The following is a 26,670-nucleotide window of genomic DNA, read 5'->3' on the forward strand; positions in this document are numbered from 1 at the left end:
ACGCTTTCAAAAGGGGGATTCATATGTTTTCTCGTAAAAAGATTTCTGCGGTTATATTGGCAAGTTCGTTAGCCCTAAGTTTAGGTGCATGCAGTAGTTCGGATACATCAGGCGAAAAGAAAGAAAGTACTGGATATCCGAAAAAAGCCATAACGATTGTTGCTCCGTCGGGTGCAGGTGGCGGATGGGATTTAACAGCTCGTTCATTTACAAAGGTCTTAAGTGAGACAAAACTGGTAAACCAGCCGTTAACCGTTGAAAACAAACCAGGTGGTGGTGGTGCTGTTTTTATGGCGGAATATGCAACACAGCAAGTTGATAATAACGACATGCTGTTTGTGAACTCGCCACCTGTCATTATTAATAATCTTAAAAAAGAGGGAAACAGTCCTTATGGATATAAAAATACGACTCCTTTGGCGCAGCTGACAAAAGATTATGGAGCAATCGTCGTCAAAGCGGATTCAGAATTTAAAGATTTAAAATCAGTGTTGGAAGTAGTAAAAAAAGATCCGCGCAAGCTAACTTTTGCAGGAGGATCAGCTCCAGGTTCCATGGATCACTTGATTTCTATTCTTCCAGCCTATGAATATGGATTAAATCCTACTGAACTTAAATATGTATCGTACGACGGTGGCGGGGAAGCGATAACGGCATTGCTTGGAGGCAATGCAGATGTAATTGGAACCGATGCCTCTAGTGTAAGAGAGTTTTTAAAAGCAGGGAAGATTAGAGTTCTGGCCGTAACATCGACTGAACGCCTTGGTGGAGATCTTAAAGATATACCAACGGCTAAGGAACAGGGAGTAGATGCTGAGTTTACCATTTGGAGGGGGGTTTTTGGTCCTCAGGAAATGTCTGATGAAGCTAAAACATTTTGGAACGAATCTATTGCAAAGTTAGTTGAAACTTCTGAATGGAAAAAGGAAGTCGAGGCACAAGGATGGGAGCAAGAATATAAAAACAGTGAAGAGTTTGGCAAGTTTTTAGAAGAACAAGAGAAACAAGTACAGCAATTATTAGAAGCTTTAGGAATGGAAAAATAATGGGGGAAGAAGGAGGTACTTCTCCTTCTTCCTATTTTCTGAATTGGGGGGATAAGGGTGGACATGAAATTTGACCGCTTTGCAGCTGTAGCCTTTCTGGCTGTCGGTGTGTTGTTTATGATAGGGAGCAGGAATTTATCCAGTTCTTCTTATGGAAGTTCAGTGGGGCCAGATATTTTTCCATTTGTTTTGGGACTTGTTCTTGCTGCATTGAGTATTCGCCTATTTTATGAGGCATATCGGAGTAAGAGACAAGAATCGAGTAAGGAAAAGCTGGAGTATAAGCCTTTTATCATTATTTTACTCTCAACATTGATTTATATTTTGACATTAGAAACATTTGGGTATGTCATTACAACCTTTCTCTTTTTGTTTGTTTGCTTTCAAACTATGGAACGGAGCAAGTGGGTAACATCACTCATTATATCTGCAGGGTTTTCCGGAATCGTCTATTTTTTATTCGTAAATGTCTTAAAAGGAACACTGCCTGGTTGGCCAATCTGGTTTTCATAAAGGAAAGGAGGATGAGTAATGGGCACTTTTGATTATTTATTACAAGGGTTTGAAACAGCACTTACTTGGTATAATTTGCTTTTTGCATTTGTTGGAGTATTGATTGGAACGGCTGTTGGCGTTTTGCCAGGGATTGGACCGATGAGCGGTGTGGCCCTTTTAATTCCGGTAACGGCTTCAATTACGGGAGGACTTCCCCCGGAGCAAGCGGCAACAAGCGCCATCATTTTACTTGCAGGTGTCTATTATGGAGCGATGTATGGAGGCTCGACAACTTCCATACTATTAAATACACCTGGGGAATCTTCTTCTGTTGTTACAACTTTGGATGGCTATCAAATGGCGAAGAAGGGCAGGGCTGGAAGTGCTTTGTCTATTTCTGCCATCGGTTCCTTTGTTGGAGGGATTGTCACCCTTATTGCTATGATTGCCTTAGCTCAACCATTATCGACGATTGCCATAAAATTTGGTCCAGCCGAGTATTTTTCACTTATGCTTCTAGGACTGGCAGCTGTTAGTGGTTTGGCGGGAAAGTCAGTAACGAAGGCGTTAATTATGACTGTTTGCGGCTTGCTGATTGGGACGATAGGCATTGATAATGTATCAGGGATTGCTCGTTTTACCTTCGACGTTCCCTGGCTATATCAAGGGGTTGAATTCCTGACAATCGCAGTTGGGTTATTCGCCCTTGGAGAAGTGTTCAAGACGATATTGGAAAAAGAAGAGGATGACGGGGAAATCGCTAAGATTAGTAATTTGATTCCTTCCAAAGAAGAATTCAAAGAATCCGCAGGTCCCATTGCCAGGGGATCGCTCTTAGGTTTCTTTGTAGGAATCCTACCAGGTGCAGGGGCAACTCTTGCTTCTTTCTTCTCTTATCTTATGGAAAAACGGATTTCAAAAAAACCTGAGAAATTTGGTACTGGAGCAATTGCAGGAGTAGCGGGGCCTGAGACGGCTAATAACGCAGCTTCTGGTGGAGCGATGATTCCATTATTGACTCTGGGGATTCCAGGTTCCGGTACAACAGCTATCTTAATGGGAGCACTCATGATGTACAATGTTCAACCTGGACCATTATTATTCGAAGATCATCCTCAGGTAGCTTGGGGACTTATCGCTAGTATGTTCATTGGGAATCTGATGCTTCTCATCCTTAATCTTCCTCTCGTTAAGGTTTTTGCAAAAATCATTGAAACGCCTAAGAAGTACTTGATTCCGATCATTATCGCGATTTCCATTTTTGGTGTTTATGCGGTTCAAGTATCCACTTATGATTTATTGCTATTATTAGGGTGCGGGGTCTTGGGGTATTTCTTAAGTAAAAATGATTATCCAATCGCTCCATTGGTACTAGGGTTGGTATTAGGGCCGATGATAGAAAATAATATGCGCAGAGCCTTGACCATATCCGATGGTGATTACAGCTTGTTTTTCACTAGGCCACTTTCACTTACCTTTTTGATTGTAACGGCACTATGGCTGCTCATTCCGGTTTTACTTAAGAAGAGAGGGAAAGATGTCGTCATCAATATAGAAGGCTAATGAACATTTTCTGAATGTTGCAAAAAAACTCCTTTTTTAAAGGGGTTTTTTTTTATATGATGTAAGAAGGGGTGATTGAATGCGTTTACATACTAAGTTGATGCTGGGCATCTGCACGTTAATCATCTTAATAGGTGGAATCTTTGAAGTTATTTTTATAAATATCTTAGAAATTAACCTGAAACAGGAAACAGGGGAAAAAGCATTATCGGTTGCCCAGACCATTTCATTGCTGCCTGAAATTAAACAAGCCTTTCAAACAGATAGTCCTTCCGTGATCATCCAGCCTATTGCGGAAAAAATTCGCAGACAGATCGATGCGGAATTCATTGTAATAGGAGATGAGAATGAAACACGCCTGTCTCACCCTAATCCCAAATTGATTGGGAAGAAAATGGTAGGGGGAGATAACGCCGAGGTTTGGAATGGGAAATCAATCATAACGGAATCAACCGGGACATTGGGTCCCTCCATAAGGGGGAAAGCTCCAATAGAGGATGAGGGAAAAGTCATTGGTGTAGTCTCTGTTGGTTACATGCAGAACGATATTGAAAATGAAGTGTCTAGAATACAAAGAAAGATAGTATGGACCATCTCTTTTATCTTAATAGGTGGTTTATTAATTGCCTTCTTTATTTCATTAAATATAAAAAAGGCTATATTAGGACTTGAGCCCAAGGAGATTGCCTGGATGTTTCAAGAGAAACATGCCATTTTGGAATCCATTCATGAAGGAATTATAGCCATTGATGTCTATGGGAAAATCACTGTTGTCAATGAAACGGCGCATAAATTCCTTCATATTCCTAAAGACGTTGTGCTACGCGGGAGAAAAATTGAAGAGGTCATTACAAATACACATCTGCTTGATGTAGTTAGTACAGCACAGGCCGAATATGATCAGGAATTTATGATAGACGGTGAAATTTTTTTGGCAAGTCGCATTCCAATATTAAATAAACACGGAGAAGTTATCGGTGCTGTTGCGAGCTTAAGAAATAAGTCCGAACTATCGAACCTTCTTCAAGAGCTTTCCCATGTGAAGGCCTATGCAGAGGGGCTAAGGGCTCAGACACATGAATATTCCAATCGGCTTTATACTCTTCTTGGTTTGATTCAACTGGGGTCCTATAAAGAAGCGATAGATTTCATATCGAAGGAAGTGGATGTCACACAAGGGTTCATTCACTTTTTAATGAAGGAAGTACCTGATCCGATTATTGCTGGGTTCATCTTAGGGAAAGTAAGTTTAGCAAGCGAGTTGAAAATTCATTTTACTATTGATAGAGAGAGCAGTTTTAAAGATATTCCGTCCGAAATAGACCGAGATGTGTTAGTGACGATTATCGGTAACCTTATCAATAATGCTTTTGAAGCGGTACGGGAAAACCAAAGGGAGGAAAAAAAGGTTTCGTTGTTCGTAACTGATTTGGGTAAAGAACTGATTATCGAAGTTGAAGATAACGGAAAAGGGATGAATTCAAATGTTACCGAACAAATTTTTCAGAAAGGTTTTACCACGAAAAACCATCAAACTAATTCAGGGATTGGTCTGAGTCTTGTTCAGGAAGCCATTAATGGTTTAGGAGGATATATCACTTTTTCATCAAAGGAAGGGGAATATACGATCTTTACAGTAGCCATACCAAAAAACAGAGGGGTGATTAAATGAAGGCTATTAGCGAAATAGAAGTTTTAATCGTAGAAGATGACTTACGGATTGCTGAAATACAGAAGCTGTTCATCGAAAAAATTGAAGGGTTTCAAACCATTGGGATAGCGTCAAGTTATGTTGAAGCTAAAAGCTTCATTGAAATCATGCAGCCGGACCTATTGCTGCTCGATATGTATTTTCCAGATATGAATGGGCTCGATATCCTGAAAGAAATCAAGCAGCAAAGCAAACAAATGGATGTCATTATGATTACGGCAACTAAAGAGATTGAAAAAGTCCAGGAAGCCATTAAAATCGGCATATTTGATTATATTATCAAGCCTGTCGTATTTGAACGGTTCAAACAGTCCTTACTCCGATATCAAGAATATTACATGAAATTATCTGAATTAGGAAAGGGCAATTTTCCTGTGACACAGCAACAAGTGGATAAGCTTTTGAGAAAGGAAATGAATGACAAGGAAAGAGAACAGACTTCATTGCCAAAAGGGATTGATAGGATGACTTTGGAGAAGGTGATGGTAGTGTTGGGAAACACATCCCCTGGGTTAACTGCCGAAATAGTGGCGAAGGAAATCGGAGTGAGTAGGACTACGGCAAGGCGTTATCTTGAACACTTGATGTCTGAGGAAAAAATTGAAGCGGATTTAACATACGGCACGGTAGGACGGCCTGAAAGGGTTTATGCCATTAAGATATAAATGGATTCGCCTGGTGGCGAATCTGTTTTTGTTTGAGCAATACATAGATTTGCTTTACATATAAGGGAAGTATGATTCGAATGGGTTGAAAATAGTTAATTGTTTTCCCCATTCATTTGAGTGGATTTATCAATTTTTGAGGGGTAAAAATGATAAATGAGGATAAAATACGTGTGAAAAGTGAAAGGGTAGACAAGTATATGACATTTGTCATGCCAGCCAATTGACGTTTATGACTTCAGAAGATCGGTGATTATTCCTATACTTAAGAAGAGAAAGATAGTTCGTTAAATTTAACGGGCCAAGGCGTAAATTATAGTTGCTTTAAAATGTAAGCTTACCAATCCAATTAAACACTCCACGTTTCTATATAATATTTATTAGGAGGAAGTTATGAGTAACCATAATCAAAAACAATTGAGAAAAGATGTTGCCCCTTTTGAAATGTCCAATACTAAATCGAGTGTGAAACAACTTTTAAATACATTTCCACCCTTTTTTCTATTATGGTTCTTAGCCTATCAGAGCTTATCGATCTCATATTGGCTGACCCTTGCATTTAGCGTTCTGGCTTCAGGGTTTGTGGTCAGGATTTTCATTATTTTTCATGATTGCTGTCATCAATCGTTTTTCAAAAGTAGGAAAGCGAATAATATCCTGGGTACAATCAGCGGAATCGTCACATTATTTCCGTATGAACAATGGAAGCATAGTCATTCCATACATCATGCAACCAGCAGTAATTTAAACAAACGCGGTACCGGCGATATTTGGGTCATGACCGTTGATGAATATGTAGCCGCTTCATTCTGGGGACGTCTAGCTTATCGTTTATATAGAAATCCGATCGTCATGTTTGGTTTAGGACCATTTTATCTATTCCTTGTGTCGAATCGTTTGAATACAAAAGGCGCTAGAAAGAAAGAACGTCTGAATACGTATCTGACAAATGCTTCTATTTTGGTGATTTATGGTCTTTTATGCTTGGCTATCGGTTGGCAGGCATTCTTGATGATCCAAGTACCGCTTCTTTTTGTAACGGGATCACTGGGCATCTGGCTGTTCTATGTACAGCATCAGTTTGAAGATTCTTATTTCGAAGAGGAATCAGAATGGGATTACGTGAAGGCTGCCATTGATGGAAGTTCTTATTATAAGCTTCCAAAGATTTTACAATGGGTAACTGGAAATATCGGTTTCCACCACGTGCATCATCTTAGTCCAAGAGTGCCAAACTATAATCTGGAAAAAGTCCATGATTCCACTCTTCCTTTGCAACAGGCAACGACAATCACTCTTGGTTCAAGCTTAAAATCGCTTCGCTTCCGCCTTTATGATAGCGAAAACAAAACGTTTGTAAGTTTTAAAGAGATTAAGCACCGTCTAAGCGATACAAAATCAAAGGTAGGAATCAATAATAAACGTCCAAGTCTTCAAGAAAAATAAATAGTTTATTAAAAAACCATTCAATTTCCATTGGATGGTTTTTTGATAAAACTCCGTAGTATATACTAGGAGTAAAAGAAAAAGAGGCAGCGCCATGCAAAGTTGGTATCATATCTTTCCGAAGAACACAGGGCTAAGCCCATATGTCTGGATCATTTTTTGTATCCTCCCTTTTTATTTCATTTTCAAATCTTCATCTATGTTGGAGATTGTTTTTGGAATCGTCATGATCATTTTGTTTTTCATTTCATATGGCCTTTCATTCGTTTCAAAGGGATGGCCCGTATACGTTTGGACTGCGATACAAATAGTCATATCCATATCCATGACCATATTTTTCAGCTACATTTACTTTTCACTTTTTTTAGCATTTTTTATTGGGAATGTTCAAAATAAGGTTGGTTTTTTCGTATTATATTCGATTCAGTTATTAGCTACCATCGTTTCCGTCAATATTGGGTTCATCATGAAAGATCCTACCTTCTTTTCGCAATTTCCCTTTATGCTCATTTGTGTAGTAGGCGTGATTCTTCTCCCATTCAACACATATAATCGGAATAAACGGGATAGGCTGGAAGAACAACTGGAAGATGCACATAAAAGAATATCCGAACTTGGCAAAATGGAAGAACGTCAGCGGATTGCTCGTGATTTACATGATACTCTTGGACAAAAACTTTCTTTGATTGGCTTGAAAAGTGACCTTGCTGGGAAATTGATTGATTTAAACCCGGATTCGGCTAAGAAGGAAATCAAGGATATCCGCCAAACGGCGAGGACGGCACTCAAAGAAGTACGGGAAATGGTGTCGGAAATGCGTGGGGCTAAGCTAAGCGATGAAATAATCCGGGTCAAGCAAATTTTGAAAGCGGCAGAGATAGAATTCAAATTGGAGGGCACCACAGAATTGCAAGATACCCCATTGCTTGTTGAAACGGTATTAAGCATGTGCTTGAAAGAGGCTGTGACCAATATAGTCAAACATAGCCGTGCCGACTGCTGTAATATCGTTATAGAAGAATTAAAGACAGGAGTGACGATCAAAGTCCAAGATAATGGAGTGGGGCTTTCACACAAATCAGAGTTTTTTAAAGGCAATGGACTTCAAGGAATGAAAGAAAGGCTTGAATTCGTTAACGGCAGCCTAGATATTAAATCAACTGAAGGAACTACACTTTACATTAGGGTTCCGAATGCTATAAAAAATAATGAATAGGTGGGATTAACTTTGATTCGAATCGTTATTGCTGAAGACCAGCGGATGCTGCTTGGTGCGCTAGGTTCTATCCTTGATTTAGAAGAGGATATGGAAGTTGTCGGAAAAGCAAGCAATGGGGAAGAAGCAATGAATCTCGTCAATCGTTTAAAGCCAGATATCTGCATTACGGATATTGAAATGCCCGTTAAAACAGGCCTCGATGTAGCAGAAGAGATTAAGAGTCAGGGCCACCAATGCAAAGTCATCATTTTAACAACTTTTGCACGTCCTGGATATTTTGAAAGAGCCAGAAAGGCAGAAGTAGGTGGATATCTACTGAAGGATAGTCCAAGTGAGGAATTGGCAAACTCAATTAGAGTCATCATGGATGGTCGGCGCATATATGCTCCGGAGCTGGTGGATATGGCTTTTGAGGAAGAAAACCCGTTGACTGAACGAGAGAGTCAAGTGCTCAAATTGATTGCAGATGGTAAGAATACTAAGGAAATTGCCAGCCAGCTTTATCTAACTAATGGAACGGTTCGTAATTATATTTCGGTCATTCTCGATAAATTGGATGTAAGCAATCGCGTTGAAGCGATAGTAAGATTCAAGGAAAAGGGTTGGTCAAAAGATTGATTTAGGGTTTGCCGAAGAGGTAGATCCTTTTTGGCACGATGACTGACGGTTCCGCAAATTATAAAGAATCAAAAAAACATATGGTTGGGGTTAGGATATGATATATTAATTTTTATTCATAAGTATTGGAGGGAGATGACCATTATGCAAAAAGCTACATTTGCTGGAGGCTGTTTTTGGTGCATGGTGACACCATTTGAAGAACAACCCGGCATTGGAGGAATCGTATCCGGTTATACAGGAGGACACGTTGAAAACCCAACTTACGAGGAAGTGAAGACGGGAACTTCGGGCCATTATGAAGTCGTTGAAATTACTTTCGATCCTATGTTATTTCCTTATGAAAGACTGCTGGAATTGTATTGGCAGCAGATTGACCCAACCGACGATGGCGGTCAATTCCATGACAGAGGAAGCCAGTATCGCACGGCTATCTTCTATCATAATGAAACTCAAAAACAATTAGCTATTGAAACTAAGGAACAGGTAGCAGCTAGCGGTAAGTTCAAGAAACCTATAGTAACGGAAATCCTGCAGGCCCAAACCTTTTATCCGGCTGAAGAATATCATCAAGGCTATCATAAGAAAAACAAAGATGAGTACAAAGCGGACCGTGCGAAATCAGGACGCGATGAATTCATTGATCAACATTGGATTGGTAAATAAAAGAACAAAAGAACCGGATGTGTATTCACATCCGGTTCTTTTTCAATTTTTACTCTTTCTTCATGTAAGTATATTCGTTGTTAATAAGGGTGATCCAACAGAATTTCTAAAGATTCTTCTTTATCGGTAGTATATGGGACAGTTGGTGCGAAAAAATGACATAGAGCATAAGGTAGTGGATTGCTGGGAATCCGCCCCCTATTAATTAAAGTTCTACAGTATCGATAGTTAAGGAACATAAAACAGGGAAGTCACCTCTCTTTAATCTGTAAAGATAGAAGCAGGGATTTTTTTTCTCTATAAAATTGTTTTTGTCATACGATTTAACGAGAAGGGTTCAATTTCTCATGATATTTTCATTTTTCTTCAGTACACTAAGGGGTAGGTGGTGTTAAATAATGAATAAAAGAATTTTAATTATAGAAGATGAAGAAAAAATCGCGAGGGTCATACAGCTGGAACTGAACCATGAGGGTTATCAAACTGAATCGGCTTTTACCGGAAAAACAGGTCTGGAAAGGGCTGAAGCTGAAGAGTGGGATTTAATCTTATTAGATGTGATGCTACCCGAGTTGAATGGCATAGAAGTACTTAGGCGTTTTAGAAAAAAGAATGGTCACACACCAGTCATCCTCTTAACAGCCAGGGATGCTATACCTGATAAGGTGAACGGCCTGGACCATGGTGCAAATGATTATGTAACGAAACCATTTGAAATAGAAGAACTACTTGCCCGGATTCGTGCTTGTTTTCGGATGAATGTACGGGGGAGCCAATCAGAAGGAAAAGCGGATGACCTTAAGGTCCATGATCTGCAATTGAACCTTGGTACAAGGGACATTCTGAGGCAAGGCAAAAGGATCGAGCTGACTTCCCGCGAGTTCGACTTGCTAGTTTATCTTTTGCAAAATAAAAATCAAGTACTGTCGAGAGACCAAATCCTGACCCATGTATGGGGGTATGATTTTGTAGGGGATACGAATGTGGTTGATGTGTATATTCGTTATTTACGTAAAAAAATTGATTATCCTTTTGATTTGCAGCTCATACATACCTATCGAGGGGTAGGATATAGCTTGAAGGAGCCAGTATGAAGATCCGGACGAAAATCCAATGGTATTCTAGTCTTTTTTTAAGCCTCATGCTGGTAGTGCTGAGTATCATCGTTTTAACCGCCTTTCTTTGGATTTCCGTTGAGAGGGAACAGGATATGCTTGAAAATCAGGCTTCGTTAATCGAAGAAAATGTCCAGGCGAAGGATCTATTCTCCGGCAATTCTAGCTTGGTAGAGCCATATACCCCAGACGATGGAATGGTACGGGTATTTAACACCGAAAGAAGCTTGGTCAACATATTTACTGATGAAGAGGACCTCCAGGGGCTTATAATAAAATCCGTTAACGAGAAGGGATATGATTTTACCAAAGTCGACGGAGAGTATGTGTTAACCTACCGCTATCCTTATCCGGAAGAAGGTAAGCCGCTTGGAATGATTGAGGTCACCCAGGCACAGGACACCCTTCTTGATAATTTATCAACACTTGCACTTGTGCTTGCTGGTTCATCCCTTTTTGTCATTCTTTTATCCATTTTTGCTGGCAAGTGGTTGGCAAATCTAATTCTTAAACCAATATCCATCATGAGCGGGACAATGATGGATATTGAGGAAAGTGGAGAATTCAAACGGATTCCGCTATCGGATCAATCAAAGGACGAACTACAGGTAATGGGAGTTTCATTCAACAGGATGATAGAAAGGCTAGAACGGAATTATAACCAACAGCAGCAATTCCTTTCAGATGCTTCACATGAGTTGAAAACACCGATTACGGTTATTGAAAGCTATTCCTCACTATTGAAACGCTGGGGAATGAAGGATGCAGCGATTCAGGAAGAGGCTGTGGAAGCGATCCATCATGAAGCCATCCGGATGAAAAAGTTGACGGAACATCTTCTACAGGCGGCTTCCCAATCGGAACCTTCAGTCGATATGGAGGAAAAAATCGAACTTATTTCATTTTGTGAACAGATTGCCCAAACGTTTAGACGGACTGGGAATCGTGAAATAAATATACAATCCGAGTTTAAGGAAATATATGCAATGATCATTTCCAGTAAGCTTGAACAGGTGTTGGTCATCCTATTGGACAATGCCATGAAATACAGTGAATCGGGTATAAAAATCTTGATTAATCAGCAGGGAAATGAAGTTTTTATTGGAGTGAAAGATCAAGGTGTAGGCATATCACCAGAACATCTGTTACATGTATTTGAACGTTTCTATCGTGTGGATTCATCGAGAGCAAGGAAAACGGGAGGCAATGGACTCGGTCTTTCCATTGCTCGATCAATTGTTGAGTCATTCGGCGGCAAATTGGAAATTCAAAGCGAAGTGGGGGAAGGAACGTCGGTGACGATTATTCTTTCTCATCAAATTCTAATCTAGCGTTCATGTTCGTTTCATGAAGGATTGTTATTCTTAAGGTAACAAATTAAAGGAGGAATTCATTCATGAAAAAGCAGTGGAGCACGATAAAACAAGGTATCATCCAAAGGAAAAAGGTAATAATGACGGTGTCCATAGCCTCCGTATTGCTTTTCGGTGGTGCTGCCGGAACGGCCGTATATGCAGTCAATAAGGGTGCGCTATCTGAAGACGAGGCTGTCAAAATGATTTCAGAAAAACTAGGTGGGGAAGTTACTCAATTTGAAAAAGATTGGGACCAGCCGATGACCTATGAGATGACCGTTAAAACGGAAGAAGGCTATCAAGACGTAGATGTGGATGCTGAAAAAGGAGAGATCCTTTCTCAGGAGATGGAAGACGATGATGATGAGGATATGAGCACTCAAAAAGCGGTGGAAACTGCAAAAATCAGTATGGATCAAGCTGAAAAGATTGCTTTGAAAAAGGTGGATGGCCAAATTGCGGATGTAGAGCTGGATTCTGAGAATGGCATCCTTGTATACGAACTGGAGATAAACCAAGGACAAAAGGAATATGACGTAGTAGTTGATGCTACTACGGGGAAAGTATTAAAAACCGAATTGGATGATTAATCGAATATCAAGACCAAAAGTTGTTTCGATTACGTAACATTTATTGTTCATAACCTTGCTGAAATGATTATCAAAGACTAAAAAGGATTTGCCATGGGGCAGATCCTTTTTTTTTTTAGTAATCTAAATACTTACAAAATCCATTAAAAGAATAGTTGATACAGTATCTGGTCAGTCATATTAGTTTTTTTCTTATAAATGAACAATGGCAATATCCGTTTCGAAATTAAGAAGGAATTAAAGGGTTCCTCCAGAATAAGGGACATAAAGATCTTTATCCAATAGGGGGAATGAGAGTGAAGAATTTAGAAGCGGCGCTATCGTTACGGTGTAAGAAAGAGTTTGAGAAATCAAATCAACTTTTAATGGAACTCGCAAAGCAAAATCCCGAGGATGCTGTAATTCAGTATCAATGTGCCTGGAGTTTGGATATTCTTGGGCTTGAGTCACAGGCTGTGCCCTATTATGAAACAGCGCTCACATTGGGTTTATCAGAGGAGGATGCAAAAGGTGCATATTTAGGGTTGGGGAGTACATATCGTACCATTGGAGAATATGAGAAATCAAAACGAACATTAGAAACAGGGCTGAGCAAGTTTCCTGAGGACAAGGCTTTAATAGTATTTAGAGCAATGGCATTCTATAATTTAGGACATCATAATTTGGCAATGGAATCTCTACTGAAAATTATTGCGGAAACTTCTAAGGATCATGCAATCCAGTCATATGCAAAGGCAATAGAATTCTATAGCGATAAACTTGATACAGTTTGGAAGTGAAAAATAATAAAACAGTGAGGATTCATCCCCAAATTATCCACAAAACCTTAAGAAGACAAGTAATCTAGAACTTTTGTGCATACTTTCGGACAAATAAATGGGCAAAATACATAAGAATGAATGTTACTCACAGCAATTGTGGATAATAATTTGTTTATAAAATGCTTCGGGTCAATTTATTGGATAATTATATGTGGATAACCTTAAAATGTGGATAACTGTACTTTTATGTGCCACCCTTTTCCACAGGTAATCCACATATTCATCTTTTTATGACGAAAAAAGCGCCGACACACACAGCGCTTAAACATTCATGAACTTATTTCTGTAGTGACTTAAGGCCAATAGCGGATAAATATAGCGATAGCTGTGATAATGGATATACGAAAAATTTGCCAGTGCCTGACCTGCAGGATAGTCATTGGTCCAGCTTTCTTTTTGGGCTTCGCGAATGAGATAGGTGATGCCTTTTTCGATTTCGGGTGTCGGTTTTTCGGATGCTGAAATCAACGCATCCACAGCCCAAGCTGTATGGGTCAGGGTGCTGGTCCCGAGAGGCATATAATGTTGCTTAATGTCACTGTAACAAGATTCTCCCCAGCCTCCATCTTTATTTTGAATTTTCTTTAACCAGGCCAAAGCTTTTTGGATAGCTGGGTGTTTAGAGTATTGCCCAGCTGCCTTAAGGCCAGTCAGTGCAGACCATGTGCCATATAGGTAGCAAATTCCCCAGCGTCCGTACCAAGATCCGTCGCGCTCCTGGTCTTTCAAGAGCCAATCTACGGCTTTTTTGCTGACTTTCTCAGGTTTCTTCAAATTTGTATAGTTCCCTAAAAATTCAAGTGTTCTTCCTGTTAAATCAGCGGTCGATGGGTCAGTTAGGAAATATTTAGCTCCTTCGAAAGGGGTAAGGTGTAACCATTTATGATCGTTATTTCTTTCGAATGCAGGAAATCCGCCATCATCATTTTGCATGGAAATCGTGAAGGCGACACCACGCTGCCAGCTGTTCTGATTATCTGGGTTTGTTTGCAATTGACCGGCCAGCGCCCGTAGTGAGGCAGTCGTATCATCGACATCTGGATTCATTGTGTTCAAATCTGAGAAACCCCAGCCACCTGGAACCGCGTTAGGGTTATGAACCAGCCAATCACCATACATATAATGCTGACGGGAAAGTAAGTACTGATTTGCGGCTTTAACAGTTTGATCTTTGGAAGGCAATCCTGCTTCTTGCAAAGCATAGCTGATTAAGGAGGTATTCCAAACATGGGCTGTTGTAAATTGGATATGAGTGTAACCATCAACTGAACAGGCCATTCCCTTCAAACCGGCAACTGCTTTTAGGATCACTGGATCTTTTTTCGAATAGCCGGTTGAGAGAAGTGCAAAGATCATGAAAAAGGTAGAAACAAAATAATTGTAAAGCGTTCCGTCGGGCTCTAGCCGGTCGAGCATATATCTTTTCGTTGACTCTAGGGCCAAGGAATGCAAATAATCTGGATAACCAATTAAGGTTTTGACCCCTGTTTGAAGTTTGGAAAAGAAAGAGCGGTATTCGTCCGTTCGATATTCCTCCCACACATATTCTTCAGTACGTTCCTCCCGCGTTTGATATAAATCTTTTAAACTAGGTGCGTTCGAGGATTTAATCTGATACTTTTTATGTCCAAGCAGAAGCAGGGGGATCAAGTTAACTCTCCCATATACGGAAAGGTCATAAATGTTGATGAAAAAGGTTGGCGGCAGTAATATAACCTCGAGCGGGATTGGGAATAGAGGCGGCCATTTATGTTGGCCAGTGACGGTGAGCATCATTTTAGTTAGCGTATTGGCCTGTTTGATTCCGCCGTTAGAAAGAATGAATTGTTTGGCCTTTCTCATATGGGGATCTTGTTTTTTCCGTAGGCCGCTATATAGAAGACCATAGTAAGCTTCAATAGTGACCGAGAGATTGCCTTCCTTTTCATCATGGAAAAGTTTCCAAGAACCGTTTTCTGTTTGTCTGCTTTCAATCCTTTTTACTAAAGCCTCTATAAGAGGAGCATCTTCTATGTCTAAAATTTTTAGTAAAATAATCATATAGGCATCAGCTGTTATCCCAGTGTCAAAGGGATAGTTCCAAGATCCATCTGCTGATTGGTCTTGCTTTAAGTGATAAACAAGTCGGTTAATTTCCAATTGTACATGTTGGTGATTCAAAGGTGTTCCCCCTCCTAAACACATTGTCCGTTTATATATATATTCAAAAGTTTTTGCTGCATTCAAGAAAGACGACTGAATGGTGTCAGAAATTCTGCAAATGCTTAAAGAAGGAATAAAAAATAAAACGCTTCGGCAATGAAAGCTGCCAAAGCGTTTTTTAGGTAGTAGTGGAGATTTATTATTTAACTGGTAAGGCTGATTGTTGCATGTAGCGATAAATCGGAAGTTCTCCGCCCTTAACAGAGGGAATGAAATTGAATGTAACGTAACTGTCTATGCCTTCAGGTTCGAGTGCGAGGGAAATGAAGTTAGCGTCAGGCTGGTCCATGTTAAATACATAGCTTCCTCTCGGGAATTCCTGTTTTTTCGCAGATACAGTGGTCGTCACTTCTTTGGTTGTATGTCCGCTTTCAAGTGTAGTGGACACCTTCAAATCCTTTACTTTGTAACTTTCAACAGATAATTTCACAGGTTTTTTTAGTTTTTTCACCTGCACTCCCAATAACTGAAGTTTATTTGCAATATCATTATATTCAGGTGGGAGGATATATGCTGTTGGTCGATCTCTAACAAGGGTAGGGTAGGCATCGGTAGAATCCAGCCAATCGATAGGCGTATCGACCTTTTTGGCTTTTGCTAAATCAACTACTGTTAACTTTTGATTTTTCATCAATTTATTTTCGCTGGTGATGACAATTTTGTCATTATCATTTGCCTTTCTTCCTTTTTTCACCACTTCATTTTCGGCCTGCTTGACCACCTTTTTTACTGTACTGGCTTGATCAGCTGTCGTTTTAATGAAGGCAGCCTGAGCTGTAGCTTGTGCATAAACACGACGTTTGAAGTCAGTACGACCGATATTGATACCCCTTGTTTCAATTAAATAGGTCATCGTATTTTTCAATCCGAGAGCGTTGCGACCGATGCGGGCTTCTGTGCTTCCTTCAGTAGCGGTAAGAATTCCAGCATCAGAAGTATCGAGTGTATAGTAATCATGATAGGAAAGCTTTTCTTTTTCCAATGTTTTAAAAACATTAGGCAAAAGAAGTTCATCGGATGCTTTTCGAAGCTGTTCTGGAATATTTAAATTCTTTGCTGAAGAAATGAGCAGATCATAGGAAGCGATGGATCCATTTGCGCCTACCTTTTTTAGGGGAGCGGGGTTCACTGTATATTCATGTACATCAAGAATGACTTCAGGCTCATAATCATTGATGGTTTGATGAATAGTCTGTACCTCAGGATACTCCACTTTTAAATAGTCTCGATTCGCATCCATGTCATTAGAGGTAAATCGTTTAAAATAATAGGAGCCATCTGGATTTACTCGTGGAACGATGGCAATGTTTACTTTATCGAGGACATCACCAAGTTTTCCTTCAGCAAGCCATTGGGCAATCACTAATGTAGATTCACCAGAGGCGGGTTCATTGCCATGAATCTGACCTTGAATCCAAATCAACGGTTTCTTAGTATCCTTTTTCAGCTTTTTTGAATCCTTGCTGAAAAGGAGCATCGGGATATCGCGTCCTTCTGTAGATTGACCAATTGTCTTAATTTGGATGTTTTTGCTTTTGTGGGATAGTTTTTTGATATAAGTTATCATTTCTTCTTGGCTTGTAAAGGCAATCTTGTCATGTTGAAAGGCAGGAGTCTTGAAGGTAACTTTAGGGTCTGGGAAAAGGTAGGAGAGATTTTCTGGCTGAATGTAGCTAGGACCCTTGCCATAATAAGGGGTAAATTCATCTGCCTGAGCCGTGGAGCTTAGGCCGGGCAATCCAGTGATAAGACTAAGCGAGACAACAGAAACAATCGTTGGTATGATCTTTTTCACATACATCCTCCTAATTAATCTTTTTTCCATAAATTATCATATATAATACTAGAAAAATAGCATAAACTTTGAAAGTAGTAAAAAACAGGAAGTATCTACTAGGTTGATAAAGGGCGTTCTATGGCTAGGTGCCCAGAAGTAGTTATGTATTCTGCTACTCCTCATAAATCACAATATAAAACCTAAATCAAAGAAATGAAGACGAAACAACAATATGAGAGCTCCAGCCGTGAAACAGTAGAGCGATCTTGTTTCATCCCGACTGCAATGGATGATATAACGGATGCTCCAGAGGGGCTGATACAGCTAATCCTTTTATGCACTTCTATTATATAGAAGGAATAGAGGTTTTTTTATACACGGTTTTCTTCATTATAATTTTAGGGATATAGTTAAAGTCTCTACAATAAAATAAGGACCAAAGCAATTTGAAGTTGCTTGGCCCGTATTTATTTTAATATGTTTTGTAACTGGTTTAACAGATCTTGTGTATTTTCCCCACTCATAATCTGCCCGTTTACTTTAGCATAGGGTGTCGTATTACAAAGTTTACATTCACTTAAACATTCATATTCTTTATACTGAATTCGGGGATTCTTCAAGAACTTTCCATACACAGCGAGTGTTTGTTCATTAAGGAAACGGTCAAGATTATTTTGACAAAATTCAATCTGGATTTTCTCTTTTTTTGTGAACATTTTAGAAAGAAAGGTTTTCATCATATCGCTACTTTCATTGGAAGAGTAAATATATGTTATTTTGATTTTATCACTTAATGTTGCGAAATGCATGGTTTGATATCTCAAATTTAATCCACAAGTTTATATATACTTTAAATGGATTGGTGTGAACAATAGAGGATACAATTCCCAATTTATCTAAGTAATTAGGTTGTATATGTTGACACATGTCAAAGGAATGGTAGAATAGAAATGACAACGATATTGATAATGAATCTCATTATCAAAAAAAAGGAAAACACATGCAGTTATTGTAGCTCATGGGTCTTATTTTTATTAAAGATAGATAAAAACTTAATAATAGTCTTTATTCAAACATTTTTAATTAAAAATATTATCACTGTGTTTTTACTGATATAGGAAGAGTAGGAAATGAAGATGAAGATAAGATATTTAGTCATGGCGTTAATTGTTTTATCATTTACCTCATTATTCATTGGAGTAAAAGATATTACGCCACTCGATTTATTAGATTTAAGTGATGATAAAGTGCAAATTATGCTGCAAAGCCGTTTTCCTAGAATGGTAACTATTGTAATTGCTGGGGTGGTTATGAGTATCAGTGGCTTAATCATGCAGCAATTGAGTAGAAATAAATTTGTATCACCAACAACTGCCGGTACGATGGATTCTGCAAGGTTGGGTCTTCTTCTTGCTATTATCATTTTTCCATCAGCAGCACTTATTGAGAAAATGGCATTCGCATTCATATTCGCTTTGGCAGGCACTTTCTTGTTCATGAAAATTCTTGATCAAGTTAAATACAAGGATACGATTTTTATTCCATTGGTTGGTTTGATGTTTGGTAATATCGTCGGATCTATATCAACTTTCTTTGCTTATAAATATGATTTGATTCAAAGTCTCAACACATGGATGAATGGGGATTTCTCGATGATTATGTCGGGAAGATATGAACTAATATACATAAGTATCCCTTTGGTTATTCTCGCATACTTCTTTGCTAATAAATTCACTGTGGCAGGGATGGGTGAGGAGTTTGCTATCAATCTTGGACTCAATTATAAATTTGTAGTCAATTTTGGATTGGTTATCGTAGCATTATCCTCTACCGTCGTCTTGTTAACGGTGGGAACAATTCCTTTTATAGGACTGATTGTACCTAATATTGTTTCACTTTACCTTGGTGATAATTTGAAGAAGAGTCTTTCTCATACAGCATTGCTAGGGGCTGTGTTCCTATTGATCTGCGATATTCTGGGTCGGATTATCATTTATCCATTTGAAATTCCGATAGGTCTCGTAGTTGGTGTAATAGGAAGCGCCGTATTTATCTATCTGATAATGAGGAGAAAGGCATATGAATAATAAAGGAAAAATCATTTTACTAGCTGTTGTTGCAACAGTTTTAACGGCAGGTTATATCTTTTGGGATCTTGGCCCGAATTGGGATTATGCACTTCCAAGAAGGGTTATCAAAATTATCGCCATCATTGTAGTGGGTTGTGCGATTGCCTTCGCAACAGTAGTTTTCCAGACAGTAACAAATAATAAAATTTTAACACCAAGCATTTTAGGATTAGATTCTATGTATATGCTGATTCAAACAGGAGTCATCTTCCTGTTCGGTTCAACACATGTCATGATTTTAAATAAAAATCTAAATTTTCTGGTTACTTTGACAGCTATGCTTATTTTCTCCAGTCTACTGTTCAAGTTCATGTTCAAGCAAAATCGGAATATATATTTTCTCTTGCTGATAGGCATCATATTCGGAACATTATTCGGCAGTATGTCATCATTTATGCAGGTATTGATTGACCCGAATGAATTTCAAATCATTCAAAATAAAATGTTTGCGAGTTTTAACAATGTCAATACGGACTTATTGACGTTAGCTATTGTCCTTATGATAGCAGTAATCGTATATTTTATGAGATTTTTGAAGTATTTAGATGTCATGTCCTTAGGGAGAGACCAAGCCATAAACTTAGGTGTGGATTATGATTTTGTAACGAAACGGGTATTAATCGTTGTCACGATTTTAATCTCCATTTCAACGGCCCTGATAGGTCCTATCACATTCCTCGGCTTACTTGTTGCCAATGTGGCGTATCAATTTATTAAGTCTTATCAGCACAAACATATCCTTCCAGGTGCGATGCTGATTAGTGTGATTGCCTTGGTCGGCGGCCAATTCATAGTTGAGAGAATCTTCACCTTCTCAACCACTTTGAGTGTCATTATCAATTTTGTTGGCGGTGTCTATTTCATCTATCTTCTATTAAAGGAGAATAAGTCATGGTAGAAGTGAAAAGTTTATTCAAAAAATATAATAATAAAACGGTTGTCGAGGATGTATCCATTGAAATTACCAAAGGAAAAATCACTTCTTTCATCGGCCCTAATGGTGCGGGAAAAAGTACGGTTCTTTCGATGATCAGCCGACTCATTACTAAAGATTCAGGGGAAGTCCTGATTGATGGTAAAGACATGGGGAAATTCAACAGCAATGAGCTTGCGAAAAAAATCGCTATCTTAAAGCAAGCTAACCACATTAATATCCGATTGACGATTCGTGAACTCGTCGCCTTTGGTCGATTCCCTTATTCACAAGGGAAATTGACTAAAGAGGATTGGAAATATGTCGATGAAGCGATTGAATATATGGAACTTGCGAGTATGCAGGATAAGTTTCTTGACCAGCTTAGCGGGGGCCAACAACAACGGGCTTTCATTGCAATGGTAATTGCACAAAATACAGAGTATGTACTTCTTGACGAACCTTTGAACAATTTGGACATGAAGCATTCTGTCCAAATCATGAAGGTGTTAAGAAGGTTGGCTGATGAATTAGGAAAAACAGTCATTATCGTCATTCATGATATTAATTTTGCATCCTGTTATTCCGACTATATTGTCGCATTGAAGGATGGAAAGGTGATCCAAAATGGACCTACCGAACAAGTCATTAATTCCAATGTATTAAAGGAAATCTATGATATGGATATTGAGATTCAAAATATCAATGATAATAAGATCTGCGTGTACTTTACTTAGGAACTATGCCATTTGGTTTTAAATTACTTCAGGTATTCGTAACTAAACTAGGAAACATTAAGAACACTCTTTAGGCTGTTAAGAGTTGGCGGGCGCCCAAGAATTAGCCGCCTCCTGTTTAAATGTAAGGAAAAAAGAGGGAAAAATGATGGGTTCTAACAAGTTACGGATTCAACATGTAATTTTAAATAATAAAAAATACTTTTCGAGGTGACATTTTAATGATTAAGAAATTATCTTTACTCCTATTAATAGCAATGCTGGCTGTAGTGGCTGTAGCTTGTGGATCAAATAATGAAAAAGAAGAATCAAGTCTGAAAAAAGAATCGGCTAAAAGCGAAGAAATAACAGTTAAGCACCAACTAGGAGAAACGAAAGTAAAAACAAACCCAGAAAAAGTTGTCGTATTCGATATGGGAACTCTTGATACACTTGATAAATTAGGTGTAGAAGTGGCTGCTGTTCCTCATGATGGCCTTCCTGAATACCTTTCTAAATATGAAGCTACAACTGAAAATGCTGGTGGATTAAAAGAACCTGACTTCGAAAAAATTAACGAGATTGCTCCTGACTTAATCCTTATTTCAGGTCGTCAATCTGATGCATATGAAGAATTAAGTAAAATTGCTCCTACAGTTTATGTAGGTGTGGATACTACAAAATATATGGAATCATTTGAAGAAAACGTAACACTTCTTGGTAAAATCTTCGGTAAAGAAAAAGAAGCTGCTAAAGAATTTGCAAGTGTTGAAGAAAACATCACCGCTTTGAAAGAAAAAGCACCAACAGATAAAAAAGGTTTAATCATTCTTGCTAGCGGTGGAAAAGTAAGTGCATACGGTCCTGATTCAAGATTTGGTATTATCCATGATGTATTCGGCGTTCCTGCAGTTGATGATAAATTAGAAGTATCTACACATGGTCAAAGTATTTCTTTCGAATACATTGCTGAAAAAGACCCTGATTACCTTTTCGTAGTTGATAGAGATGCAGTTGCTGGTGATGGAGCTGCAGCGAAAAAAACAGTTGAAAATGATATTGTAAAAAATACAAAAGCTTATAAAGAAGGCAACATCGTTTATCTTGATCCTAACTACTGGTACTTATCAGGCGGCGGTTTAGAGTCTGTTGATTCTATGGTTAAAGAAGTCTCTAAGGGTATTAAATAATAAAGATGTAAAGCAAGGCCTGCTCTCACGTAAAGTGAAAGCAGGCTTTTTTTGTTTTATATAAAGCAGATTTGCTCCTATAACAAATAGGCTAAGAGAACATACCATAATGAAAGATGACTGTACTTATTGAAAATCCCCACCTTTAAATAACGAGGGCTTATGCTCAACGACCGTTAACCAAGCCTTGTAGTTGGGCACCACAGTGAATGCAATCCCAGCTATGGATTTGATAGCAGCTAAGGAGATCAAAAGCTGGAAATGGACTCCTAGGAGCTTAAAGCAGGGGACCAAAAAAAACAAAAAACAGATGAGAATAAATATACTTTCTTCCTATTATATGTCGATTGTATAGCGATGCTATTTATCTTGCTGCTATTTATGAGTCAGGGGTAGTTTAAAGTCAAAAATCTCAGTGAACTTTGGCTGGTCATCATTGGATTTGTATGCATCTTGAATAATATCAATGAACAAACAGAGAAAATGACCCAAGATGAGTTCTATTTTTTTGGAGAGTGGGGAAGTAACATCACTTACGATGCAGTCTGAAAGCAGTCCTAATAATATTGTCAAAAATAGAAAATAAAAATGATCGAATTATGGGAAATTTGGAAGGCGATGTTGTCGATAATACTCGAATGGAGCATAAGAAAAGGCATCTTTTACAGTCAGGAATACAAGTAAATGTAGGATAAATGCTTTGAGTTATTAGTAGGTAGCCGACTCGCGTATGAGGTCGGAGATATTGAAAGAGAAGTCGTACAGGTAAATGTTCTGAACTGGAATTATAAAGTTTTCAGGGAGTAATTCCTGGACAAAATAAAATGAAAAAAAGCAATCATTCTTAGACTGTCGAATTATCGGGAAAGAAATCTTGGATAAATTTAATAGCTTTTGATGTTAAAAGAATTATTTTTTACAGTTTTTGTAATGTGCTGGTGTTTTTATATGGAGTCGTTTATAATGGTAAAAGCCTAAGGGAAGTGAAATTTAAATATAACTGTCATCCACATTTACCAGGAATTTATGGTGATATTTATTGGAATAAGATTTGGAGTTCCTATATATTAATTATAGGAAATCAAACTTCAAAGGCGGGGCCAAACTCTGTTATTTTTTCAAAGGCTTGTTCATAAGCTGAATAAGCGTTCTTTATGCAATAGTAAATATTGTGCCAAAAAGTGGTTTTGCGCAATCTTGACTATCTAAGTGAAAGAATGCTATCATAAGGTTTGCGATTTTCCGTCTTCTGTAAGTATGTAAAAATTTATATATATAAACCACTAGATTAATAGAGGTGAAAGCATGAATAATTTTCTTAAAAAGAGCCAGCATTTATTTGCAAATAATGTACTAGGCTTTTTCTTTATTGCGGTATTAATGTTTCAGATTAAAACTTATATTGGATATCGAGTTGAATTTAACTTAGGTATTGAAAATGGACTACAACAGTTTTTGCTATTCATAAACCCGATTAGTTCAGCTATTTTATTCTTTGGGTTGGCATTACTGGCGAAAGGTAAAAAATCGTTTAAATGGATTATTCGGTTGAACTTATTGATGTCCTTTTGGCTATTCTGCAATATTGTATACTACCGTTCATTTACCGATTTCATTACATTACCAACCTTGACACAAGTGCGAAATAATGCCGGAGATTTGGGACCGAGTGTTTTAGAATTATTTAAACCCCATGATGTACTTTATTTCCTTGATACGGTTCTTTTAATTGTTTTATATAAATTCAAAGACTTTAAAGTGGAAGACATCAAAGTTAAACGTCGTACAGTTGGAATGGTTTACCTTGCAGGACTTGCAATTTTCGCGATCAATTTGGGACTTGCTGAAAAGGATCGTCCGCAATTATTATCGAGAACGTTTGACAGGAATTATATTGTGAAATATCTAGGCATGTTTAACTATACTGTCTATGATGCGGTTCAGAATACTAAAACCTATGCTCAGCGTGCAACAGCTAATAGCACGGATATCGCAGAAGTCGTCAACTATACAAAAGCGACAAGCGCTGAGCCTAATCCTAAATACTTCGGTGCAGCTGAAGGGAAGAATGTTATATACTTGCATTTGGAATCCATGCAGAATTTCTTGATTGACTATAAGTTGAATGGAGAAGAAGTAACTCCATTTTTAAACTCACTTGCACATGATAATTCTGATTTCATGTACTTTGATAATTTCTTCCATCAAGTTGGTCAGGGTAAAACAGCGGATGCTGAATTCATGCTCGAAAATTCTCTGTTCGGTTTACCACAGGGGGCAGCATTCACAAACCGATCTCAAAATACGTATCAAGCGGCACCAGCGATTTTAGGACAAAAAGGATACACATCTGCTGTGTTCCATGGTAATTATAAATCTTTCTGGAACCGGGATAATATGTATAAGTCTCTTGGCTTTAATCAGTTCTTCGATGCAAACCATTATAATATGGAAAATAAAGAAGAAGTACTAAGTTATGGATTAATGGATAAGCCTTTCTTTAAAGAATCCATTCCTATGTTAGAAACACTTAAACAGCCTTTCTATACAAAATTCATAACAGTATCTCACCATTTCCCATATGCTATGGATCAGGAAAAAGCAACAATTGGTAAACAAACAACGGGTGATGCATCGGTTGATAGTTACTTCCAAACTGCACGCTATGCCGACGAAGCGCTTAAAGAATTTTTCGATTATCTGAAAAAATCAGGCCTATATGATAACTCGGTAATCGTCATGTATGGCGATCACTATGGTATTTCGGAAAACCATAAAGAAGCCATGTCAAAGGTGCTGGACAAAGAAGTGGGCACGTTTGAGAATGCCCAATTACAACGTGTACCATTATTGATTCATGTTCCAGGCGTTGAAGGCGGGGAAATGCATCAATACGGTGGACAGATAGACCTTCTCCCAACATTACTACATTTGTTAGGGATTAAATCAAATGATTATGTACAATTCGGTTCAGATTTATTATCAAAAGATCATAATGAAGTAGTACCTTTCAGGAATGGAGACTTTGTAACGCCAGATGTTACTTCCATTAAAGGAAAGTACTATGATACTAATACTGGAGAATTGGTCGAGGAGAATGAAGACATTCTCAATTATAAAACGAGAGCTGAAAAGATGCTTAATTTATCCGACCAAGTCGTAAACGGAGACTTACTCCGATTCTATACTCCAAATGGTTTTAAACCGATTGATCCGAAGGATTATGATTACACATACAATGAAGAAGATTCAAAAGAAGTTGATTCAAAAGTTGATTCTGATAAATAAGGGGTTAATAAAAAAACAGGCAGGAAGCAATAGCTTCCTGCCTGTTTTTTTATAGTTAAGGGGATAATTTTAATAAGGCAGTTCTTTAGGATTTTGCAGTCATCATGGCAATATACTTCCTGATTTCATCAGGCTTTCCTGCATACTTTTCTGCACGCTGTTCATCCTTTATGATTTTATCTTTTGCTTTTTTTAATATTTCTTCACAAATAGCTTGAGGGACGACCACGACTCCATCTACATCCCCTATTATAATGTCGCCTGGATATACAGTGACACCACCACAGGAAATTGGGATATTGGTTTCACCCACACCAGCCTTTCCACTTGAGGCAACAGTAGTCCCTTTACTGAATACAGGGAAATTTAGATCTTTAATGGCTGCTAGATCACGAATAACTCCATCGACGACGAGAGCTTCAATTTCCATTGTTTGCATCATGCCCACAACAAAGTCACCAGCGATAGCTCGGTATGTATCCCCTTTGCAGTCAACAACTAATATGTCCCCTGCCTGGGCCTCACCGATTGCCTTTAAAACGGCTGAATTATCACCGACTGGTACCTGGACAGTTAATGCACGTCCGGCAAAATGATATTCATCTTTTAGGGGTTTAATTGCTGAGTCTAGATTGTTCAATCCATCCATTGCATCAGAAATGGCCGTGGTAGGTAAAGCTTTAAACTGTTGAATGAGACTAACCATGAAAATAAGTCCTCCTTAGGATTATTGGAATATAGCCTAATTATAACAATTTTTATAATTTTCGGATAATAGGTATAGGTTATCATTCTTTATAATTTTTAGACACGTTCGTAAATGTACATAACAACCAGTGAACGTCAGTAAACTCAAAACAGACTTTTCCGAACGACTTATATCGTACAATTCAATATAAAAACGAACCGTTCGCAAATGTCTACTTAAACGAACAGTAGCAACAATGCTATACCGCCCATTTCGGCAATTTTATACGCTAAGAGAATTCCAACCTGAAAAGTCGATCTCCTCTACGTGAACTGCACCCCAATTGTTAGACACAACTAACAATTGGAGGTGCAGTTTTTTATGGCGAGATTTTCTTCAGAAGAAAAAATACAGGCAGTAAGACAATATATAGATGGTAATGAAGGTGAAAGCATGA

22 protein-coding genes are annotated in these 26,670 nt (G+C 38.3%); 18 read left to right on the forward strand and 4 right to left on the reverse strand.

Features of this window, described 5'->3' with window-relative positions; genetic code table 11:
* Positions 1 to 23: 23 nt before the first annotated feature.
* The 13 genes from AKG34_RS23945 (at position 24) to AKG34_RS24005 (ending at position 13,268) form a co-directional block, all read left to right on the forward strand.
* A complete protein-coding gene (locus AKG34_RS23945) occupies positions 24 to 1,046 on the forward strand; it encodes a Bug family tripartite tricarboxylate transporter substrate binding protein (protein WP_053348637.1) in 1,023 nt (340 codons plus the stop codon).
* Positions 1,047 to 1,103: 57 nt separating this feature from the next.
* Positions 1,104 to 1,559, forward strand: a complete 456-nt coding sequence (locus tag AKG34_RS23950; RefSeq protein WP_053348638.1) for a tripartite tricarboxylate transporter TctB family protein — start codon at positions 1,104 to 1,106, stop codon at positions 1,557 to 1,559.
* 18 nt (positions 1,560 to 1,577) lie between these two features.
* Complete coding sequence (locus AKG34_RS23955) at positions 1,578 to 3,104, forward strand: tripartite tricarboxylate transporter permease (protein WP_053348639.1); 1,527 nt, start codon at positions 1,578 to 1,580, stop codon at positions 3,102 to 3,104.
* Between the two features lie 79 nt (positions 3,105 to 3,183).
* On the forward strand, positions 3,184 to 4,776 hold the full coding sequence (locus AKG34_RS23960) for an ATP-binding protein (RefSeq protein ID WP_053348640.1): 1,593 nt from the start codon (positions 3,184 to 3,186) through the stop codon (positions 4,774 to 4,776).
* Complete coding sequence (locus AKG34_RS23965) at positions 4,773 to 5,480, forward strand: response regulator (protein ID WP_053348641.1); 708 nt, start codon at positions 4,773 to 4,775, stop codon at positions 5,478 to 5,480. Before AKG34_RS23960 ends, AKG34_RS23965 begins: the two co-directional genes overlap by 4 nt.
* Positions 5,481 to 5,873: 393 nt before the next feature.
* Positions 5,874 to 6,926, forward strand: coding sequence for a Delta(5) desaturase DesA (locus tag AKG34_RS23970; protein ID WP_053348642.1), 1,053 nt, complete (start codon positions 5,874 to 5,876; stop codon positions 6,924 to 6,926).
* Positions 6,927 to 7,020: 94 nt separating this feature from the next.
* Entirely contained in the window at positions 7,021 to 8,142 is a 1,122-nt protein-coding gene (locus tag AKG34_RS23975; RefSeq protein WP_053348643.1) for a sensor histidine kinase, read from the forward strand.
* Between the two features lie 12 nt (positions 8,143 to 8,154).
* Entirely contained in the window at positions 8,155 to 8,763 is a 609-nt protein-coding gene (locus AKG34_RS23980) for a response regulator transcription factor (RefSeq protein WP_053348644.1), read from the forward strand.
* 144 nt (positions 8,764 to 8,907) lie between these two features.
* Positions 8,908 to 9,429, forward strand: a complete 522-nt coding sequence (gene msrA / locus AKG34_RS23985) for a peptide-methionine (S)-S-oxide reductase MsrA (RefSeq protein WP_053348645.1) — start codon at positions 8,908 to 8,910, stop codon at positions 9,427 to 9,429.
* 398 nt (positions 9,430 to 9,827) lie between these two features.
* The gene (locus tag AKG34_RS23990; RefSeq protein ID WP_053348646.1) at positions 9,828 to 10,523 is read left to right on the forward strand and encodes a response regulator transcription factor; all 696 of its coding nucleotides are present in this window, start codon (positions 9,828 to 9,830) and stop codon (positions 10,521 to 10,523) included.
* Positions 10,520 to 11,875 (forward strand): sensor histidine kinase, encoded by a 1,356-nt coding sequence (locus AKG34_RS23995; RefSeq protein ID WP_053348647.1) that lies wholly within the window; start codon positions 10,520 to 10,522, stop codon positions 11,873 to 11,875. The genes AKG34_RS23990 and AKG34_RS23995 overlap by 4 nt, the downstream gene beginning before the upstream one ends.
* A 65-nt stretch (positions 11,876 to 11,940) precedes the next feature.
* Entirely contained in the window at positions 11,941 to 12,489 is a 549-nt protein-coding gene (locus AKG34_RS24000) for a PepSY domain-containing protein (RefSeq protein WP_053348648.1), read from the forward strand.
* A 290-nt stretch (positions 12,490 to 12,779) separates the two neighbouring features.
* Positions 12,780 to 13,268, forward strand: a complete 489-nt coding sequence (locus AKG34_RS24005; protein WP_053348649.1) for a tetratricopeptide repeat protein — start codon at positions 12,780 to 12,782, stop codon at positions 13,266 to 13,268.
* 303 nt (positions 13,269 to 13,571) lie between these two features.
* On the opposite strand, the gene shc is transcribed toward AKG34_RS24005, so the two are convergent.
* From shc to AKG34_RS29780, 3 genes are all read right to left on the reverse strand, one after another.
* Entirely contained in the window at positions 13,572 to 15,470 is a 1,899-nt protein-coding gene (shc, locus tag AKG34_RS24010; RefSeq protein ID WP_236695039.1) for a squalene--hopene cyclase, read from the reverse strand.
* Positions 15,471 to 15,651: 181 nt separating this feature from the next.
* Positions 15,652 to 17,307, reverse strand: a complete 1,656-nt coding sequence (locus AKG34_RS24015) for a M14 family metallopeptidase (protein WP_236695040.1) — start codon at positions 17,305 to 17,307, stop codon at positions 15,652 to 15,654.
* Between the two features lie 449 nt (positions 17,308 to 17,756).
* Positions 17,757 to 18,098, reverse strand: coding sequence for a DUF1450 domain-containing protein (locus AKG34_RS29780; RefSeq protein WP_053348651.1), 342 nt, complete (start codon positions 18,096 to 18,098; stop codon positions 17,757 to 17,759).
* 327 nt (positions 18,099 to 18,425) lie between these two features.
* Between AKG34_RS29780 and AKG34_RS24025 the strand changes: the two genes are divergently transcribed.
* From AKG34_RS24025 to AKG34_RS24045, 5 genes are all read left to right on the forward strand, one after another.
* Positions 18,426 to 19,376, forward strand: a complete 951-nt coding sequence (locus AKG34_RS24025; RefSeq protein ID WP_053348872.1) for an ABC transporter permease — start codon at positions 18,426 to 18,428, stop codon at positions 19,374 to 19,376.
* Positions 19,369 to 20,316, forward strand: a complete 948-nt coding sequence (locus tag AKG34_RS24030; RefSeq protein WP_053348652.1) for an iron chelate uptake ABC transporter family permease subunit — start codon at positions 19,369 to 19,371, stop codon at positions 20,314 to 20,316. The genes AKG34_RS24025 and AKG34_RS24030 overlap by 8 nt, the downstream gene beginning before the upstream one ends.
* Positions 20,310 to 21,068 (forward strand): iron ABC transporter ATP-binding protein, encoded by a 759-nt coding sequence (locus AKG34_RS24035; protein ID WP_053348653.1) that lies wholly within the window; start codon positions 20,310 to 20,312, stop codon positions 21,066 to 21,068. Before AKG34_RS24030 ends, AKG34_RS24035 begins: the two co-directional genes overlap by 7 nt.
* A 224-nt stretch (positions 21,069 to 21,292) precedes the next feature.
* Complete coding sequence (locus AKG34_RS24040) at positions 21,293 to 22,237, forward strand: siderophore ABC transporter substrate-binding protein (protein ID WP_180320492.1); 945 nt, start codon at positions 21,293 to 21,295, stop codon at positions 22,235 to 22,237.
* A 1,305-nt stretch (positions 22,238 to 23,542) separates the two neighbouring features.
* Positions 23,543 to 25,525: a lipoteichoic acid synthase gene (locus AKG34_RS24045; protein WP_053348655.1), complete on the forward strand. Its 1,983-nt coding sequence runs from the start codon at positions 23,543 to 23,545 to the stop codon at positions 25,523 to 25,525.
* Between the two features lie 85 nt (positions 25,526 to 25,610).
* Here the strand turns inward: AKG34_RS24045 and AKG34_RS24050 are convergent, their stop codons facing one another.
* On the reverse strand, positions 25,611 to 26,231 hold the full coding sequence (locus AKG34_RS24050) for an RraA family protein (RefSeq protein ID WP_053348656.1): 621 nt from the start codon (positions 26,229 to 26,231) through the stop codon (positions 25,611 to 25,613).
* Between the last annotated feature and the right edge of the window lie 439 nt (positions 26,232 to 26,670).

The sequence above is a fragment of the Peribacillus butanolivorans genome, assembly GCF_001273755.1.
Classification (GTDB): Bacteria; Bacillota; Bacilli; order Bacillales; family DSM-1321; genus Peribacillus; species Peribacillus butanolivorans.

Bases quoted from the DNA above. Each gene is read 5' to 3' on its own strand.
- AKG34_RS23970 (WP_053348642.1), top strand. From the start codon at position 5,874: ATGAGTAACCATAATCAAAAACAATTGAGAAAAGATGTTGCCCCTTTT.
- msrA (WP_053348645.1), top strand. From the start codon at position 8,908: ATGCAAAAAGCTACATTTGCTGGAGGCTGTTTTTGGTGCATGGTGACA.
- AKG34_RS24025 (WP_053348872.1), top strand. From the start codon at position 18,426: ATGAAGATAAGATATTTAGTCATGGCGTTAATTGTTTTATCATTTACC.
- AKG34_RS23945 (WP_053348637.1), top strand. From the start codon at position 24: ATGTTTTCTCGTAAAAAGATTTCTGCGGTTATATTGGCAAGTTCGTTA.
- AKG34_RS24050 (WP_053348656.1), bottom strand. From the start codon at position 26,231: ATGGTTAGTCTCATTCAACAGTTTAAAGCTTTACCTACCACGGCCATT.
- AKG34_RS29780 (WP_053348651.1), bottom strand. From the start codon at position 18,098: ATGCATTTCGCAACATTAAGTGATAAAATCAAAATAACATATATTTAC.
- AKG34_RS23960 (WP_053348640.1), top strand. From the start codon at position 3,184: ATGCGTTTACATACTAAGTTGATGCTGGGCATCTGCACGTTAATCATC.
- AKG34_RS23965 (WP_053348641.1), top strand. From the start codon at position 4,773: ATGAAGGCTATTAGCGAAATAGAAGTTTTAATCGTAGAAGATGACTTA.
- AKG34_RS24000 (WP_053348648.1), top strand. From the start codon at position 11,941: ATGAAAAAGCAGTGGAGCACGATAAAACAAGGTATCATCCAAAGGAAA.
- AKG34_RS24005 (WP_053348649.1), top strand. From the start codon at position 12,780: ATGAGAGTGAAGAATTTAGAAGCGGCGCTATCGTTACGGTGTAAGAAA.
- AKG34_RS24045 (WP_053348655.1), top strand. From the start codon at position 23,543: ATGAATAATTTTCTTAAAAAGAGCCAGCATTTATTTGCAAATAATGTA.
- AKG34_RS24030 (WP_053348652.1), top strand. From the start codon at position 19,369: ATGAATAATAAAGGAAAAATCATTTTACTAGCTGTTGTTGCAACAGTT.
- AKG34_RS23955 (WP_053348639.1), top strand. From the start codon at position 1,578: ATGGGCACTTTTGATTATTTATTACAAGGGTTTGAAACAGCACTTACT.
- AKG34_RS23995 (WP_053348647.1), top strand. From the start codon at position 10,520: ATGAAGATCCGGACGAAAATCCAATGGTATTCTAGTCTTTTTTTAAGC.
- AKG34_RS23990 (WP_053348646.1), top strand. From the start codon at position 9,828: ATGAATAAAAGAATTTTAATTATAGAAGATGAAGAAAAAATCGCGAGG.
- AKG34_RS23975 (WP_053348643.1), top strand. From the start codon at position 7,021: ATGCAAAGTTGGTATCATATCTTTCCGAAGAACACAGGGCTAAGCCCA.
- AKG34_RS24035 (WP_053348653.1), top strand. From the start codon at position 20,310: ATGGTAGAAGTGAAAAGTTTATTCAAAAAATATAATAATAAAACGGTT.